Source organism: Ruminiclostridium cellobioparum subsp. termitidis CT1112 (genome assembly GCF_000350485.1).
GTDB classification, from domain to species: Bacteria; Bacillota; Clostridia; order Acetivibrionales; family DSM-1351; genus Ruminiclostridium; species Ruminiclostridium termitidis.
This window is the reverse complement of sequence record NZ_AORV01000044.1, coordinates 18,388-36,513: the sequence shown is the minus strand read 5'-3', so window position 1 is coordinate 36,513 and position 18,126 is coordinate 18,388. Positions and strand designations below refer to the sequence as shown.

Annotated in this window: 12 protein-coding genes; all 12 read left to right on the top strand. The window is 43.9% G+C overall.

The window, feature by feature from the left end:
- Nucleotides 1-19: 19 nt before the first annotated feature.
- The 12 genes from CTER_RS16320 (at nt 20) to hisD (ending at nt 18,112) form a co-directional block, all read left to right on the top strand.
- A complete protein-coding gene (locus tag CTER_RS16320) occupies nt 20-1,903 on the top strand; it encodes an LTA synthase family protein (protein WP_004627333.1) in 1,884 nt (627 codons plus the stop codon).
- A gap of 1 nt (nt 1,904) precedes the next feature.
- Nucleotides 1,905-2,435, top strand: a complete 531-nt coding sequence (locus CTER_RS16315; RefSeq protein WP_004627327.1) for a shikimate kinase — start codon at nt 1,905-1,907, stop codon at nt 2,433-2,435.
- A gap of 131 nt (nt 2,436-2,566) precedes the next feature.
- Nucleotides 2,567-4,972, top strand: coding sequence for a DNA helicase PcrA (gene pcrA / locus CTER_RS16310; RefSeq protein ID WP_004627231.1), 2,406 nt, complete (start codon nt 2,567-2,569; stop codon nt 4,970-4,972).
- Between the two features lie 566 nt (nt 4,973-5,538).
- Nucleotides 5,539-7,857, top strand: a complete 2,319-nt coding sequence (yicI, locus tag CTER_RS16305) for an alpha-xylosidase (RefSeq protein WP_004627215.1) — start codon at nt 5,539-5,541, stop codon at nt 7,855-7,857.
- 128 nt (nt 7,858-7,985) lie between these two features.
- A complete protein-coding gene (locus CTER_RS16300) occupies nt 7,986-8,555 on the top strand; it encodes an RNA polymerase sigma factor (protein ID WP_004627193.1) in 570 nt (189 codons plus the stop codon).
- A 51-nt stretch (nt 8,556-8,606) separates the two neighbouring features.
- Nucleotides 8,607-9,083, top strand: a complete 477-nt coding sequence (locus CTER_RS16295) for an anti-sigma factor family protein (protein WP_004627216.1) — start codon at nt 8,607-8,609, stop codon at nt 9,081-9,083.
- A 24-nt stretch (nt 9,084-9,107) separates the two neighbouring features.
- A complete protein-coding gene (locus CTER_RS16290) occupies nt 9,108-9,806 on the top strand; it encodes a DUF2953 domain-containing protein (RefSeq protein WP_004627299.1) in 699 nt (232 codons plus the stop codon).
- Nucleotides 9,776-10,156, top strand: a complete 381-nt coding sequence (locus CTER_RS16285) for a GerW family sporulation protein (protein WP_004627323.1) — start codon at nt 9,776-9,778, stop codon at nt 10,154-10,156. The genes CTER_RS16290 and CTER_RS16285 overlap by 31 nt, the downstream gene beginning before the upstream one ends.
- 248 nt (nt 10,157-10,404) lie before the next feature.
- The gene (locus CTER_RS16280; protein WP_004627343.1) at nt 10,405-14,475 is read left to right on the top strand and encodes a DUF5695 domain-containing protein; all 4,071 of its coding nucleotides are present in this window, start codon (nt 10,405-10,407) and stop codon (nt 14,473-14,475) included.
- A gap of 286 nt (nt 14,476-14,761) precedes the next feature.
- Nucleotides 14,762-16,018 carry an ATP phosphoribosyltransferase regulatory subunit gene (gene hisZ, locus CTER_RS16275; protein ID WP_004627283.1) on the top strand — a complete coding sequence of 419 codons (1,257 nt, stop codon included), beginning with the start codon at nt 14,762-14,764 and terminating at the stop codon, nt 16,016-16,018.
- Between the two features lie 44 nt (nt 16,019-16,062).
- Entirely contained in the window at nt 16,063-16,707 is a 645-nt protein-coding gene (gene hisG / locus CTER_RS16270; RefSeq protein WP_004627298.1) for an ATP phosphoribosyltransferase, read from the top strand.
- A gap of 97 nt (nt 16,708-16,804) precedes the next feature.
- Nucleotides 16,805-18,112, top strand: a complete 1,308-nt coding sequence (gene hisD, locus CTER_RS16265; RefSeq protein ID WP_004627246.1) for a histidinol dehydrogenase — start codon at nt 16,805-16,807, stop codon at nt 18,110-18,112.
- Nucleotides 18,113-18,126 lie beyond the last annotated feature (14 nt).

Below are 18,126 nucleotides of genomic sequence, written 5' to 3'. Positions count from 1 at the left end.
CTGTGGGAGAAAATAAAATATGATGGCTAAAACTTCTTATGGTATTACCGTAGCTCATAGAAGAGGCACTAAACGGGGGGATGGATTCCTTGGATACCTTGTCCAGGAGTGGTTGTTGTTTTTGACATTCGGTATGCTGCTTATCAAATCCATCATTCTTATGGGTTTTGTTTACAGCCATAACCAGTCGATGATCGACATGTCCCGTGGAATTAAAAATATTACGTATATGCCGGTATGCGCAGCATTTTTACTGATAGTTACGGCCTTCAGCTTCCTGGCAAAGAACAGGGGAAGACTTTGGCTCTTGCTGATACTCAATCTTTTGGTGTCCTTTCTGTTTGCCTTTGATGCGGTATATTTAAGAGCCAGCGGCAATTTTCTCTCAACCCAGCTGCTAAGGCAGACCGGGAATCTGAATAATCTCTGGGACAGCATCTTTGCCATGTTCAGACCCTGTGATATAGCTTTCTTTTTCGACATTCCGATTATTGCCGTTTTGCTGATCATATCAAGAAATTTGGTGTACTATGACTCACCGCTGTTTACCAGCCTTAAAGCCAGATTAACTGCATTCTTTACAGTTATTATACTATCTGCCGGATATCTTGCTGCAAGCCATATAACTATTGATGTATACGGACATAACAAAAATAACTACATTTTTTATACCCATTGGAATCCTGCTCAGACAATCTGCAATATATCACCAATGGGATATCATGTTTATGACTGCTATGTTTTTTTCTCGGATTTTAAGCCGTACAGGCTGTCAGCCAAAAACAGGAATGAAATTCAGGCATGGATAGATCAAAAAAACGAAAAACTCCCGTCCAACAGGTACAAGGGTATTTATAAAGGAAAGAACCTGCTGGTTCTGCAGGTGGAATCCTTGGAAAACTTCGTTGTGGGACAGGCGGTGGATGGGCAGGAGATAACACCTTCACTCAATAAACTGCTGCCCAACAGCATTTACTTTGACAACTATTATGCACAGGTGAATGAGGGTACCAGCTCTGATGCCGACTTAATGACAAATACATCGGTATTTCCGATCAGAAATGGAAGCACCTTCTTCAGATTCCCATATACCAGCTACAATTCACTGCCTGCCATAATGGGAAGGCACGGCTATAATACAAAGGCCATCCATCCTGACAACGGCGAATACTGGAATTGGATGAAAGCCCTGGGCAACATGGGTTTTCACGAGTGCATCGACGCCAGGAGCTTTAAAATGGATGAGATTATCTTCCTTGGACTGAGCGACGGATCCTTTCTCAGGCAGGTCAAAGATACTGTAATCAGTCAGAAAACACCGTTTTATAACTTCATGGTCACCCTATCCAGCCATTCACCCTTTGAAATGCCTGTCTGGCACCGGAAGTTAAAATTGGATCAAACACTGGGAGAAACCAAACTGGGCGGTTACTTCCAAAGTATAAACTATACCGACGGCTGTATTGGGACCTTTATTGATGAACTTGATAAATCAGGGGTGCTGGATAACACCGTACTGGTAATATACGGGGATCATGACTCGGTCCATAAATATTTCAATGATGAGATTCAGAGTATAAAGCCTTCACAGGCCTGGTGGCTGGACAATGACAAGAGAATTCCCCTGATCATTTACAGCAAGGGCCAGAAACCCGAGACAATCCATACCAACGGCGGTCAGATAGATCTTATGCCCACATTGCTGAACCTGTTTGGAATTGACGAAAGCGAATATGAATCAACAGTGTTTGGAAGAAACCTTTTAAATACCAGGGAGGATTATGTTCTTCTTTCCAGCGGAGAATTCCGCGGTAGTATAGGCGAGACAAAAAAGGCCGAAGTGTTAAAAGGTCTTGAATATGCAGATATGGCCATCAGGTCGGATTTCTTCAGGAATAAGTAATATGTACAGAAAGGATTTACAAGTGAGAAATATCGTATTGATTGGGATGCCAAGTGCGGGAAAAAGCACGGTTGGCGTAATCATAGCAAAAAATCTCGGAATGAATTTCATAGATACCGATGTATTGATCCAAACCCGGCAGGGCAGGCTTCTCCAGGAAATATTGGACACCGAAGGCACCGAGTCATTTCTGGAAATAGAGGAGGAGGCCATCCTGTCCATGGACTGCAGCAATACGGTCATAGCCACCGGCGGAAGTGTCGTGTACGGCCGGAAGGCAATGGAGCATCTAAAGCAGAACGGTCTCGTAATATACCTCCATATTGCCATGGAGACGGTATATACCAGGCTGAGGAATTTAAAGACCAGGGGAGTGGTTCTGAGCAAAGGGCAAACTCTTGAAGACATATACAGGGAGAGGGTGCCTCTTTATGAGAAATACGCCGGCATCAAGCTGGATTGTTCAAACAATTCCATCGAGGATACTCTTGAAGATACCCTGGAAGCAGTTAAACGGGAATTCGGCCGGTAAAAACCGGCTGCCTTGATATAAAACGGCATATGAAATATAATTAAAAGGGGTGTTAAAGGTTTCACATGTATTTAAATTGTGTTGGCTTTGCGGCACGCCTTTTAACTTTGGTTTAAATTACGGAGGAAAAAATGGATTTATTGAACGGGTTGAATAAGGAACAAAAGGATGCAGTGCTTCACAACGAAGGACCGCTTTTGATCCTGGCGGGCGCTGGTTCGGGTAAAACCAGGGTACTGACAAACAGGATAGCATACCTTATCAGGGAACAAGGGGTATTCCCTTCGAATATACTGGCAATTACCTTTACAAACAAGGCTGCAAGGGAGATGAGAGAGAGAATAGACAATCTCATCGGAGACCTTAGCAACGACATGTGGGTAGGGACCTTCCACTCCATATGCATAAGAATATTGAGAAGAGATATAGATAAGCTGGGCTATGACAAAAGCTTTGTTATTTATGATACGCAGGATCAGCAGGTAGTAATAAAAGAATGCATCAAAGAGCTGAATATAAATGAAAAGAATTTCCCTCCAAAATCGGTGCTTGAAGCAATAGGCAAGCAAAAGGATGAGCTTATTGATGCTGCGCATTTTGAAAAGCTGTATGCTTCGGATTTCCGCATGGGTAAAATTTCGAAGATGTACAGCCTGTACCAGAAAAAACTGAAAAACAACAATGCACTGGATTTTGACGATATCATAATGAACACTATCAGGTTGTTCCAGCAGAACCCCGAGGTTCTGAACTACTACCAGAGAAAATTCAGGTATATCCTGGTGGATGAGTACCAGGATACAAATACGGCACAGTATACTCTGGTGAGGAATTTGTCCGAGGCCCATGGAAACCTTTGCGTCGTTGGCGACGACGACCAGTCCATCTATGGCTGGAGAGGCGCAAATATCAGGAACATCCTGGATTTTGAAAAGGACTTTAAGGGTTGCAGAACAGTAAAGCTTGAGCAGAATTACAGGTCGACACAGCATATATTGGATGCTGCAAACCATGTTATCAGGAATAACACCGGCAGAAAGAGCAAAAGCCTCTGGACCGACAACAAGGGCGGCAGCAAAATAGTCATGTGTGAAAACGACAATGAACATGAGGAGGCTCTTTATACTGCCAGGGAAATTCAAAGGCTTATAAGTGAGGATGACCGGAAGTTCAAGGACTTTGCGGTATTATACCGTATAAATGCCCAGTCCCGTGTACTGGAAGAAATGTTTATGCGTGAAGGGCTTCCGTACAAAATCGTAGGAGGCCAGAAGTTCTATGACAGAAAAGAAATCAAGGACATAATCGCATACCTTAGATTGATTCAAAACCCAACTGACAATGTGAGTTTGAAAAGGGTCATAAATGTTCCCAAGCGGGGCATAGGTGATGCAACTGTTGATCTGGCCGAAGATCTTGCACTTGAGAGCGGAGTCTCCATATTTTCAATAGTATCAAATGCTGATGAATGGCCGGCCCTGAAAAGAGCGGCAAATAAACTCAACAGTTTCTCCACCATGATAATGAAACTCAGAACCATGAAGGAAAACGTGGGGATTGCCGACTTGCTTGAAATGGTTGTGGACGACACCGGCATTCTCAGGGAATATGAGATAGAAAATACTGTTGAAGCCCAGTCCAGAATTGAAAATATAAAGGAATTGAAATCCGTTGCAATGGAGTTTGAAAAGCAGAGCGAAGACAACAGCCTGGAAGAATTCCTGGCGCATATCTCACTTGTATCCGACCTGGACAATCTTGAAGAGGAACAGGATTACGTCGTATTGATGACAATGCACAGCGCCAAGGGACTGGAATTCCCCGTTGTCTTCATTCCGGGTATGGAGGAGGGCGTTTTCCCCGGCTACAGAGCTATAACGGAAGGCCCGGAACAGCTGGAGGAGGAGAGAAGGCTTTGCTATGTGGGCATAACACGTGCCAGAGAAAAACTTTATTTATCCAACGCCCGTTTCAGGACTCTATTTGGAAACTCCAGCTATAACAAACCATCCAGGTTTTTATCGGAAATTCCAGAGGAGTTGATAGAGTTTCCTTTCGGTTCCTCCAAAAGTTCCGCGCAGAAGTCACAGGAAACCGTAGGTTGGAGTAAAGCTCAAACCTGGAGTTCAAATCAAAGTTGGAGTTCTGCTCAAACCCGCGGAAGTTCAAAAGATTCCACAGTTAAGTCGGTGACAGCCGGAACAGGTTCTCTGAAGGAGTTGCTCAACTCAAACCTCATATCGCGGGGATTCGGCGGAAATGGGGTTTCAGGCGGTGCCCCCGCAGGCAGGAATACTCCTCCGGCAAGCGGCATGACGGGGAATAGTGCCGGAGCTGGGAGAGCTCCGGTGCCGGGCTTCACAGCAGCGGACACTGCCGACTACAGTGTCGGGGAAGAAGTGGAGCATAAGAAGTTCGGAAAAGGCACAATAACCAAGGTGACAGATGACAGGGGAGATCAGATGCTGGAGATCCAATTTGAAGGAGCCGGCATGAAAAGGCTGATGGCCTCAATGGCAAATCTAAAAAGGATATAGCCAAAGGTGCAAGCCGTAAGGCACCAAGTGTTCATAATTATGCCTTAAAAAAGGAGCGGTGGAACTGCTGCCGCTCCTGATATTATAACCCTTGTAAAATCGTGTTTACTGATGGGAGAGAAAGAAATATTACCGCGTATGATTGAATAAATTTATTATAAATTAACTTATTGTTCACCTACAAATTTCAGTAAGCACTTTTACCGTGTTAATCCATAGCTTGAAATTGTACTCGCGTACCTGCATAATCAGCATAAACTGTGCCGCTGAAAAGTTGAGAGACAATTTAACCGGCATAACGAGATAAACTATATTTAAATTAACCTGTTGTGCTAGTTGAAATTTTGTTTTGCTTTACATATAGGTTTATTTAGGATCAACTGGTACGTGAGGACAACTTCATAAAATAAGATGCACGATTAAAACAATTTTTGCAATTGTTTTGGGGCTCTTATTTTATGAAGTTAGTACGGAAGTCACCAGTTGATATAAAAAAATTACACAGGTAAAGCAAAATTTAAATTAATTGGCACAATGCATTAAATTAATAGGGCGGAGGGATATTAATGAAGTTTACAGACGGATTTTGGCTTAAGAAGAAAGGGGTAAGCATTCATTCACCGGCAGAAGTAAGGGATTTCGTTATAAATGAAAAATCAATAATACTGTATGCTCCGGTGACAAGGATTTCAAACCGTGGACAGACCTTGCAGGGCCCCATGCTGACCATTGAAATAAGCTCGCCCTGCAGTGACATAATCAGGGTTGTTTCCCGGCATTTTATAAAGAAAATAATAAAGCAGCCTGAGTTTGAGCTCAATTACAGTAAAGGTTTTGTGCCGGAGATTTTTGATGAAGAAGGCCAGCTGGTTTTAAAAAGCGGAAAAACCTCGGTACGGGTGAATAAAAAGGATTTTTCCATAAGCTTTTATTATGAGGACAGACTCCTGACCGGGAGCGGTACAGGTCAGATGGGCTATATCACAACTGAAAACAGCGGTGTTTATATGCGCGAACAGCTGGATCTGTCCATTGGAGAATGTGTCTACGGCCTTGGAGAGAGATTCTCGGCCTTTGTCAAAAACGGGCAGAGCATCGACATATGGAATGAGGACGGCGGAACTTCATCTGAACAGTCCTATAAGAATATCCCCTTCTATATCACCAACAGAGGTTACGGTGTATTTGTAAACCACCCGGAAAAAGTGTCTTTTGAAGTGGCATCAGAAGCTGTCTCAAGAACGCAGTTCAGTGTTCCCGGCGAAAAGTTGGATTATTTCGTAATAGGGGGAAGTGACCTGAAGGAGGTCATACATAACTATACCGCATTGACAGGCAGACCGGCATTACCGCCTGCATGGTCCTTCGGCCTGTGGCTGACGACATCCTTTACAACAAATTACGATGAGGATACGGTTTCAGCCTTTGTAGACGGTATGGCCCAGAGGGATATCCCCTTAAGAGTATTCCATTTTGACTGTTTCTGGATGAAGGAATACGAATGGTGCAATTTTGAATGGGACAGGGAAGTCTTTCCTGATCCCAGGAATATGCTGAAAAGGTTAAAGGAAAAAGGCTTAAAAATATGTGTGTGGATAAATCCGTATATATCACAGAAATCCCGGCTGTTTGAAGAAGCTGTGGAAAACGGTTATCTGTTGAAGCTGGAGGACGGAGAGGCCTGGCAGTGGGATTTATGGCAGCCCGGCATGGGGATTGTTGACTTTACAAACCCGGCCGCATGTAAATGGTATGGGGATAAACTGGAAGCGCTCATTGATATGGGGGTTGACTGTTTCAAAACCGATTTCGGAGAGAGGATACCAACCGATGTGGTATATCATAATGGTGCTGACCCTTTGAAAATGCACAATTTCTACACTTACTTATATAACAGGGCAGTGTACGAGGTACTTGTCAAAAGATTGGGAAAGGAGGAAGCCGTATTATTTGCCAGAAGTGCAACAGCCGGATCACAGAAATTCCCCGTACATTGGGGCGGTGACTGTGTATCCAGGTATGAGTCCATGGGTGAAAGCCTCAGAGGAGGACTGTCACTTTGCATGTCGGGTTTCGGTTTCTGGAGCCATGATATCAGCGGTTTTGAAAATACTGCATCCCCTGATCTGTATAAAAGGTGGTCAGGCTTCGGTTTATTGTCAACTCACAGCAGACTCCATGGCAGCAGCTCATACAGGGTGCCCTGGCTGTTTGATGAAGAAGCGGTTGACGTGGTGAGATATTTCAGCAAGCTTAAATGCTCGATTATGCCATATTTGTTCGGCACAGCCTGCAATACCGCAGAGACCGGCATACCTGCAATGCGTCCCATGATTCTTGAGTTTGACAGGGACAGGGCCTGCGACTATCTGGACGCCCAGTATATGCTGGGGGATTCCCTGCTGGTCGCTCCTGTTTTCAATCCGGAAGGCAGGGTGGATTATTATCTTCCCGGCGGAATATGGACCAATTTTATAACAAATCAACAGGTGACAGGCGGTACATGGCGGTATGAAAAGCATGATTTTATGAGTCTGCCCCTTATGGCAAGACCCAATTCAATAATTGCCGCAGGAAATAATGAAAATGTTCCCGATTATGATTATTTGGACGGGACGGTTCTTCATGTTTTTGAACCGGGGGAAAATGAACCTGCTTCTGCAACTATTTATTCAGTTAAAGGAAAACCAAAGGGCACTGTTCAGGTTCTCAGGAATGGAGACCAGGTATCGGTTGCTGTCAGCGGTTTAAAGAATTACAGCATAATAATGAGAAATATAAATCATATCTGTGATTTAAAAGGTGCAGCCTTTGAAGCCAATTCCATGGGCTCAAAGCTCGTTCCGCTGGAAGGTGCTCATAATATCACGTTTAAGATAGTATAGTTTGAAATTAAGTAAATTTTATTAACATTCAAGTTGATTTTTTTAAAAAAGTTTTAGATTTTCTAAAACTTTTTTAATTTTTGCGTGTATATATGTACAAGGCACAAGAAAAAGGTGGGATAAGGTAATTGGAGGTTTCGGATTTAAGTATATTTAGGGAATATGAAAAGAATAACCGAAGAGGTCTGGAACTTGTATATGAAAGATACAAAAAGTATGTCTATTCAATTGCCTATCACTATTCAGGAAACAGGGAAGATGCACTGGACATAACGCAGGAAGTATTTATGTCGGTATTTAAAGCCTTTGGGAGCTTTAAGGAACAATATTCGATCCTTCCCTGGATAAAGAAAATAACTGTGAACAAGTGCCTGAATTTTTTAAGAAGCCGTAAGGAAAGTATTTCTTTAAATGAAACCACCGAAGGCGGAGACGAGCTTCAGAATATTATCAGCTCAAATGAGGACACTGAAGCCTCCATATTTTGCAAGGACACAAAGAAGGCGCTGGAGGAGGCTATAAGCAAACTCCCGGACAAACAAAGAATTGCCGTGCTGCTAAGGCATATGAAGCAGATGAAGTATGAGGAAATAGCCGGGACAATGAAGGTTCCTCCGGGCACTGTAAAAACGCTGATACATAACGGAAGAGCAGCAATCAAGGATAATTTGATGAAACAGGGCATTTGGGAGGTTTAGCAGGTGCATAACATAAATATATCAGGCAGAAACTTAAAGCAGGAGGCTGGCATGAAGGAAAAATCAATCCTGAATCTTAACAGTGAAAATAACATTTCCATAAAGTGCGGAAAAATGGATGGGGCTTTGCTACAGGATTATCTGGAAGGAACCATCGATCCCGTTGAAAAGCTTTTTGTAGAAGCTCATTTAAATACCTGCAAGGACTGCAGAAGAGAATTATCCGAACTCAAGCTTATGTTTTGGGAGCTTGGGAACAAGAGTAATTACAGGGTGGAATATCCCCAGGAATTGGATGAAATGGCTGGAACCCTGATTGACAGGGTTTTGGGAAAAGAAGAAAAAAGCACCGCCAGAAAGCTGGTTGATTTGCAAGTTGGCAATTTAAAAGGCTCAACGAGGTTTCTGGACTATCTTCCCGGGGCCAGGAAAACTCCGGAGGTCATAAAAAAGGCTTCCAGGAGTCTTGCAAAAGGGGTAGGAAAGGGAGTAAAAAAGGGAGTTGAAAGAATGCTGACAGCCAGGTGAATTCAGCTGTTAAGAGGAGGTAATATGCTAGTACTAACCGTTTTGGGATATTTATTCATATATATATTGTCAATATTGCTGGCGGTACTTCTGGTGATTTTATTAATCCCGTTCCAATATTATTTTACCGGTGAAAAAATGGAAAAGGAGTGGTTCAAGGCATCAGTTGTCTGGCTGTTCGGAGGCATTAAATTCAATATTTATTACAACTCAGGGAAGCTTTCCTCAAATATCAGAATTCTGGGAATTCATAAAAGCATTGAAAAAGGCCCAGGTAAAAAAGATACAGATGAAAATAGGGATAAGGAGCAAGAGAAAAAGTCCCAAAATAAAAATCCTTACAGCTATTTAAATTATGAGGTAATGGAAAAAGGATTTCAATGTATTCTTAAATTACTAAATCATTGCAAACCGAGAAAATTCGTGCTTAAGGCCAGAGCCGGATTTGAAGACCCCATGTACACAGGTCTGCTGTGCGGCATACAGGGGATATGGAGTGCAATTTTAGATAAATATGATATTCATCTGCAGCCTGATTTTGAGGATGAAGAAATAAAAGGAAGCCTGAGCACCGGAGGCAGCATACAGTTATTCTATCTATTACTGGTTGTGATGGAATTTGTACTGGCCCGGCCGGTAAGAAGCATCTGGCTTAAAAATTTAAATATTAAAATGAAAAGGAGATTGAAAACATGGCAGACTTTGATTTTAAAGAGAACATAGGAACTATTTTTGACAAGCTGGAGAATTTTTTAAAGACTAAAACTGTAGTAGGCGAGCCCATTAAAATAGGCGAAACTACAATCGTGCCGTTTATCAACCTGACCTTTGGTCTGGGAACCGGAGGAGGAAACGGCACCGATGAAAGAGGTAACGGAGGTATCGGCGGCGGTGGTGGAACAGGAGCGAAGATAGCCCCCACAGCAGTTCTGGTACTCCAGGGAGACAGGGTTGAATTGCTTCCCATAAAGAAATCAGGAGGACTGGATAAGCTGTTGGATTTGGTTCCGGGCATTGTGGAAAAAATAAATGAAAAGAAAGAAAAAGAAGTGGAAGAAAAACTTGAAGAATAGTAATTTATATTTATAACTGTCGGTATTTATACCGGCAGTTTAATTTTTTTAAGTAAACCATTAAAAAATTGGAATAATATGTAATAAATGGCATGATATGATTAAGGAAAGCAGGCAATAGGACAAACCTATGCAATAATTTACACGTGAAAGGGCGATTGGAGGTGAAGCAAGTACATATATTCTAAATTTCGCAAATCGATACCTGAAAAATGCTTTATATTAGAGTTGAAAGGAGCGAATTAGAAATGAGCAGTAATACCAAAGCATCAAAAGCACTTCTGTTTTTGGGGGTGGCAGGTTTTATCCTGTTATTGTCACTCTTTGTGTTTCCGGCAGAATCATATGCATACAGCCTATCCAACAATTATTTTCAGGTTGAAACAGGTTCCTACGGTGAGATATCTTCATTAAAACTGACAGGCGACACATTTCCCACAAATTATGTTATGAATACAGTTAATGCACCGAAACAGAACACAGCCGGACACCAGTGGTTCGGTGAACTTATGTTCAAATACAGGCTGGGTAGCGGCGCCTGGACAACGGCGACCACCAACAAGTCGGCCGATGTCAGGTCCCAGAGTCAAAGCGGAAACACCGTAACAGTAACCTATCAGAATTCCGGAAATGCCAGTGGCATAAAAAATTTCAAGGTTGTTGAGACCTATTCACTGGTGAATGATTATCTCCTGTGGTCCATAAATGTTACAAATACAAGCTCGCAAACGCTTGAAATAGGTGATTTCGGACTTCCGCTTCCCTTTAATGAATTCTGGACCGGCGGAGACGCAATATATGAAACAAGAGCAGTTGACCATTCTTTTACAGGGAATAATTCATCATATGTCTATGCGACCAGACCAAGCGGATTGGGTCCATTTTTGCTGATGGTTCTCGATGCCTCAACGGGAGCCGGCTTTGAATATCAGGACCACTGGAGAACGCAAGAGCGTTCCTCAGAAGAGGCTGCCTGGTGTCAGGACCAGTCAGGCTGGCAAAACGGACTCAATGTATTTTATATCCACTCGAATGTCATAAAAAGTACAAACCGCGGATATCTTCCCAATACCAGTCTCGTACTTTCTCCAAATCAAAGCAAGACCTATAGCTTCAAGTTCTTCAAGGTAAGTGACGAGGCCGCAATGAAGGAAAGGCTCTATACCGAAGGCCTTATAGATGTCAATGTGGTTCCGGGTATGATATTCGCCACAAATATGACGGCGAAGGTTGACCTGCATACCTCTAAAACCATAAATTCCATAAATCTTCCGGCGGGTGCGGCAATGACCTACCTCAACACAGTGGGAACCAATCACAAAATCTATTCGTTGACACTCAGCCAGCTGGGAGCCAACAACATAACCGTGAATTACGGGAATGGTGAGAAGACGGTACTCCAGTTCTATGCAATAGAGCCTGTGGACACTGCCCTGCAGAGGCATGCCACCCACATGGTCCAGAACACCCAGTGGAATACCAGTGACATAAGGAACAAGGTGTTTGACGACTGGATGCTGAACACAAAAGCAAAGAGAAATAATTTCGCAGGTTATTGGGGCTGGGGAGACGATTGGGGGTTGACCCACGGACAGTTCCTGGCCGAGAAGAATGTTTTGAATCCTGTCGCATCAGAAGTTGATGCCGTAGATGACTATCTTGAAACAGCTATATGGACAAACCTGATGAACGGCCATCATTCGGACTATCTCATACATGACTTTCTGATGTACGGGGAAAATACCACTCCGACTTACAGAGGTTATGCATACCCCCATATATACAACACCTACTTCAGCATGTACAAGATTGCAAAGCAGTATCCGGAGCTCATTACTTACAATAACCCAAGAAATACCTACCTATTAAGGTGTTATAACATATTCAAGGCTCTATACGGCTCAGGTGTTTCCTATAACTGGAATACCGGATTGATGGGGGAATTGACCACTCCTGACATCATTCAGGCTCTGAGGGATGAGGGCTATGCCTCAGAGGCAAACACTTTATCCGGATATATGACCACCAAATATAATAATTTCAGGAACACCACCTACCCGTACGGATCGGAATACAGCTATGACAATACGGGAGAAGAAGCAGTATATACTTTGGCCAAGACCAATAACAACACCAATATGATGAATAAAATCAATCTTAAGACCAGAGCCTGCCGGGGTAATCAGCCTGTCTGGTACTATTACGCCGATCCCGTCACAAATTGCGGCGAGAACTGGTGGAATTTCCAATATACTACATCCCTTGCAGGATACTGTATGGATGATTGGATGAGGTATAATTCAACAACTCCCGAAATGGATGCCAGAATGGCATTTGCAGCAAAACTGGCCAACCTGTCGTGTATCAACTCGGGACAGATAAGTTCCGATCCTTTAAATCTCGGAGCCGTTTCCTGGACCTATCAGGCTGAAAAAGGAAATCTGGGAGGTCAGGGAGTTGGTAACGGGACCCTGGTCAACGGCTGGAGAGATATGGCCGGCGAAGCTGATCTGGGTTTATTCGGAGCATTAAAGATACTGAGCTCCGATGTTGCAGTCGATCCGGTGTTCGGTTTGTACGGATACGGCTGTGACGTAACACTGAATGGCTCCAACTATACAATAATACCAAAGGACGGGTTGATGAAGAGGCTGAACCTTATAACTGAAAAGTTATATCTGGAGCTCGACAGGGATCAGTATACATCAGCCACGGTATCAAAAGCAAAGAATTATGTGCAGCTGAATCTGAAAAATCAGTACACTTCAGCGGCACACACCACAAAACTGAGCGTTACAGGCTTATTGGCCGGAACCTATGATATACTCATAAACAATGTGAAATCCGGAACCTTGACAGTTTCAGCCGGCAAAAAAGCAGTTGCCGGTATAAATGTCGGAACAGCTGCAAACTATGATATAAAAATATCAATTGGAACACCGGGGGTAAATACTGCTCCGGTTGTTAATGCCGGTCCGGCTGCAACCTTTGTTATGCCGGTTGTCACACTGAACGGTACGGCTTCCGATGACGGACTGCCCAATGGAGTATTGACCACGAACTGGAGTCTGGAGAGCGGAGCCGGTTCGGCAAGCTTTTCAAATGCGGCAGGCCTGAAGACCACAGCTACGGTTTCAGCACCGGGAACCTACACATTCAAGCTGACGGCCAGTGACGGAGCCCTGTCAAGTTCTTCAATGGTAACCGTTACTGTAACGGCAGCACCTGCAGACGGCTGTGTAACAAACCTTGCCTTCAATGAAACCTCGGGTTCCACAGCATATGATTCTTCCGGCTTCCAGCGGAATGGAACCCTTAACGGCGGTGCCGGTTTTGCTGCCGGAAAGAATGGAAATGCCCTGAACCTCAACGGAAACAATCAGTATGTGAGTCTTCCCAACGGAGTTGTCTCCAATCTCACCGATTTTACGGCAGCAGCCTGGGTGAAAGTCAATACAATAACTGATTGGGCCAGAGTCTTTGACTTTGGAACAGGAACGACAAACTATATGTTCCTGACTGCAAGTGCAGGAGGCTCAGGAGTCAGATTTGCCATAACCACATCCGGCAACGGCAGCGAAAGCCAATTGAATTATGCAGCAGGAATACCTGCCGGCACCTGGAAGCATATTGCCGTGACACTGTCAGGAAATACGGGCATCCTGTATATTGACGGCACCGAGGTGGCAAGGAATACAGCAATGAGCATAAATCCGGCCGGCCTTGGAGATACAAACCAGAACTACATCGGAAGATCACAATGGTCGGGTGACAGCTATCTGAACGGAATGGTGGATGATTTCAAAATATACAACAGGGCACTGAGCCAGGCAGAAGTCAGATCACTGGCAGCAGGCAGCAGCGGAGGGACAAATGAAACCAACATTGCTGCAAATGCCACACCTTCAGCCTCCTTCTGTTCAAGCTGGGAGAGTGTCAATGCTCTGAATGACGGTTATGATCCGGCCGGCTCAAATGATAGGACTCATCTTGTTTACGGCAATTGGGACAACCCCGGAACTACCCAGTGGGTACAATACGATTTTGATAAGGCGTATACAATATCGAAATGTGATATTTACTGGTTCAGCGATATTTCAGACGGGGGCGGTATAGATGTGCCGGCTTCCTGTACAATAAAGTACTGGGATGGCATCGGCTGGGTTAATGTTAGAAATTCCGGCACCCCCGGAGTACTTGCCAATCAGTATAATACCACTGTTTTTGATTCTGTTGAAACAAGCCGGATACGCGTTGAAATGACAGCAAAAGCATCAACCTCCACCGGAATCCTGGAGTGGAGGGTATGGGGCAGATAATGCACAATAAAGGCATACAGGCCGATATAAGCTGAAAAACTGTAAAAGTACCCTGTAAGGTGACATGGGATAAAGGCCCTGTATACTTTACAGGGTGTTTTTATTGGTGGAAAAGCCATAATTATTTAATTCTTATTGACTGATGTGATAAAATAAAATATAATAAATATGATTTATTAATTTACTAGATTAGCACTTTAATTTAATAAAGTAATTAATAAGAAAAAACATGAGTATGTAATGCCGATGTTGCACATAAACCAAATTTTATTAATGAGAGGTAATTATGTCAAAGTGGAAAATTTATACACCCGATGGCTATCAGGATATCCTGTTTGATGAGTGCTATTCCAAAAGAGAATTGGAAAGCCGTATACGGAAGACTTTCAGGTCCTACGGCTTTTATGAGATAGAGACTCCCACAATTGAGTTTTATGATGTATTTTCTTCAGATATCGAGTCCTTTCCTCAGGAGGCAATGGTTAAATTTTTAGATCCCAAGGGACGCATACTTGTTTTGAGGCCTGATATAACCGTTCCGGTTGCCAGAATTACCGCCACTAAAAACAAAGATGTCCAGCTTCCCATAAAATATTCGTATATAGGTAATGTATTCAGGTTCAACGAGATTGGAGGAGGGCGGCAAAACGAATTTACCCAGGTGGGAGTTGAATTGCTTGGAGATTCCTCCTGCGAAAGCGATGCCGAAATCATTGCTGTTGCAATAAATACTTTGAAAGCTGCAGGGCTGGAGGATTTTCAAATAGATATAGGGCAGGTTGATTTTTTTAAGGGACTGGCCGAAGAGGCCGGTTTTTCGGAAAAGGACATTGCAGGAATATCCAGACTGATTGACAGGAAAGATTATGTGGGTGTCGAAGAGCTCGTGAACCGGCATAACATATCAAAGGAATTAAAGGAACTGATTTTAAAGCTTCCAGGCTTGTTTGGCTCACTGGATCTCATAGAAAAACTTAAAAAGATAACAAAAAATGAAAGAAGCCGGGCTGCCCTGGAGAACATAGAAGAAGTCATAAATATCCTGGGAGATTACGGCCTGACAAAGTACCTGTCAATTGATCTGGGCATGTTGAAGGGCCCTGATTATGACACGGGAATCATATTCAGAGGCTTTACCTATGGGGTGGGGTTCCCCATACTTTCAGGGGGCAGGTATGACAGTCTTACATCAACATTTGGAAAGGACTGCCCGGCAATCGGCTTCTCAATCGGAATCAATATGCTGATGATGGCACTCGGCAAAACGCTCATGTCAAAAGACAGACCGGGTGTGGATTCACTGATCTGCTATAAGAAAACAAACAGAAAGAGTGCCATTGAAATAGCCGAGACTCTCAGAAAACAGGAAATGAACATTGAAACCATGATGGTGGCCGGGAGCATTGAGAAGGGCCTGGAATATGCTCGCGCAAAGCAGATAGGCGGGGTTGTCTTCATTGATGACGGCGGCAGGATCAAGGTTCACGATCTGGTAAATAATACTGTCAGTGAAACCAGTATTGAAACCATATTAAATGGGTGAGAAGTGAAGGCAGAAACATTAAAAAGCGGGTCAGCGGAGGGAATATGAGGTATTTAACAATTGCACTTTCAAAGGGAAGGCTCACCGAAATGTCGGTTGAATTGTTCGAAGCCATCGGAATAGATTGTTCGGAATTAAAGTCATCTACCAGAAAGCTTATTTTATTAGATGAGAAAAACAGAATTAAATTCTTTCTGGCCAAGCCGGCTGACGTTCCTACATATGTAGAATACGGTGCGGCAGACATAGGTATTGTGGGGAAGGATACCATCCTTGAGGAGGGCAGGAATCTGTACGAAGTTCTGGATCTGGGCTTTGCAGCCTGTAAAATGGCTTTGGCGGGACCGGCCGACCTGCAGGGAAAAATAGATGAACTCACAATCAGAAGGGTGGGCACAAAGTACCCCAACATAGCCAGAAATTATTTTGAGAGGACAAGAAGGGAAAGTGTTGAAATAATCAAGCTGAACGGTTCTGTGGAGCTTGCGCCTTTAGTGGGCCTGTCCGAGGTGATAGTGGATCTGGTGGAAAGCGGAAGGACACTGAAGGAAAACGGACTTGTAGTGCTGGACACCATAGCCGATATCAGTGCGAGAATGGTGGTAAACAGAGTGAGTATGAAAATGGAAAATGAGAGAATACAAAAAATCATAGATGGGATACGTGCCCAGCTTTTGCTCAGACGCTAAAGAGTGAAGAAAGCAAAGGAACAGGAAAGTCTGCATGCAGATGTCTGTTCTGGACCGGCGAGTGAAGCAGAAGTGTATTGAAGGAGGCAGACAGAGTATGATAAACATATTGGATCTGACAAAAGATGAAGATGGCATAAGGGCTCAAGAGTTATATAAAAAGCTGGCGCAGAGGACAAAATCCGGGGATGGTGCCAGCATAATAAAAGTGGTTTCCGATATCCTTGAAAATGTCCGGGTAAACGGAGACAAGGCTTTGAGGGAGTACACCAGAATATTTGACAATGCTGAGATAGGGCCTGCCGAAGTATCCGAAAAGGAAATACTGGCAGCTTACAGTGAAATAGAACCGGAATTGCTGGAAACTATAAAAAGATCAAAACAGAATATCTGGAGTTTCCATGAAAAGCAGCTGCAAAACAGCTGGATCACTCCGAAGGAAGACGGAACTGTATTAGGCCAGCTGGTAAGGCCTCTGGAAAAAGTGGGGCTGTATGTTCCGGGGGGAACGGCACCCTTGATTTCCTCGGTGCTTATGACAGCTGTTCCCGCAAAGGTTGCAGGTGTTTCCAGGATAATTATGTGCACGCCGCCCTCAAGGGATGGGAGTGTAAATCCTGCCATACTTGTTGCCGCAAGGGAAGCAGGCATAGATCAGGTATTCCGGGTGGGCGGCGCCCAGGCTGTGGGTGCCATGGCTTACGGGACTGAATCAATTCCTGCGGTTGACAAAATATGCGGTCCGGGAAATGTGTATGTTTCCACTGCCAAGAGGCTGATATATGGGGATTGTGACATAGATATGTTTGCAGGCCCCAGCGAAATTCTGGTTATTGCCGATTCGACCGCAAAGCCGGAATATGTGGCAGCCGACCTGCTTTCACAGGCAGAGCACGATAAATTGGCCTCATCGGTCCTTGTAACAGATGATCCCAAGCTCATAGACCAGGTTGCCGTGCAGATAAAAGAGCAGCTTTCTGCACTGAGCAGGAGTTCAATTACTGAGAAATCCTTGCAGGATTTCGGCTTTGCAGTGCTGGTTGAAAATATTGAAAAGGCTATTGAGGTATCGAACAACATAGCTCCCGAGCACCTTGAAATCTGTGTTGAGGAACCTATGAGCCTGATAGGCCGTATAAGGAATGCCGGTGCAATATTTGTAGGCAATTATTCTCCCGAGCCTCTGGGAGACTATATGGCCGGCCCCAGCCATGTTCTTCCCACCAGCGGGACAGCAAGGTTTTCATCACCGGTCAATGTGGATCAATTTATTAAAAAGTCCAGTTTGATCTACTATAACAGAAGTGCTCTGGAGAGAACCAGCCAGGATATAATCAGATTTGCGGAGGCAGAACATCTGGATGCCCATGCCAATGCCATAAGGGTCAGATTTGCCGGAAAATAGAACAATGCTCACGG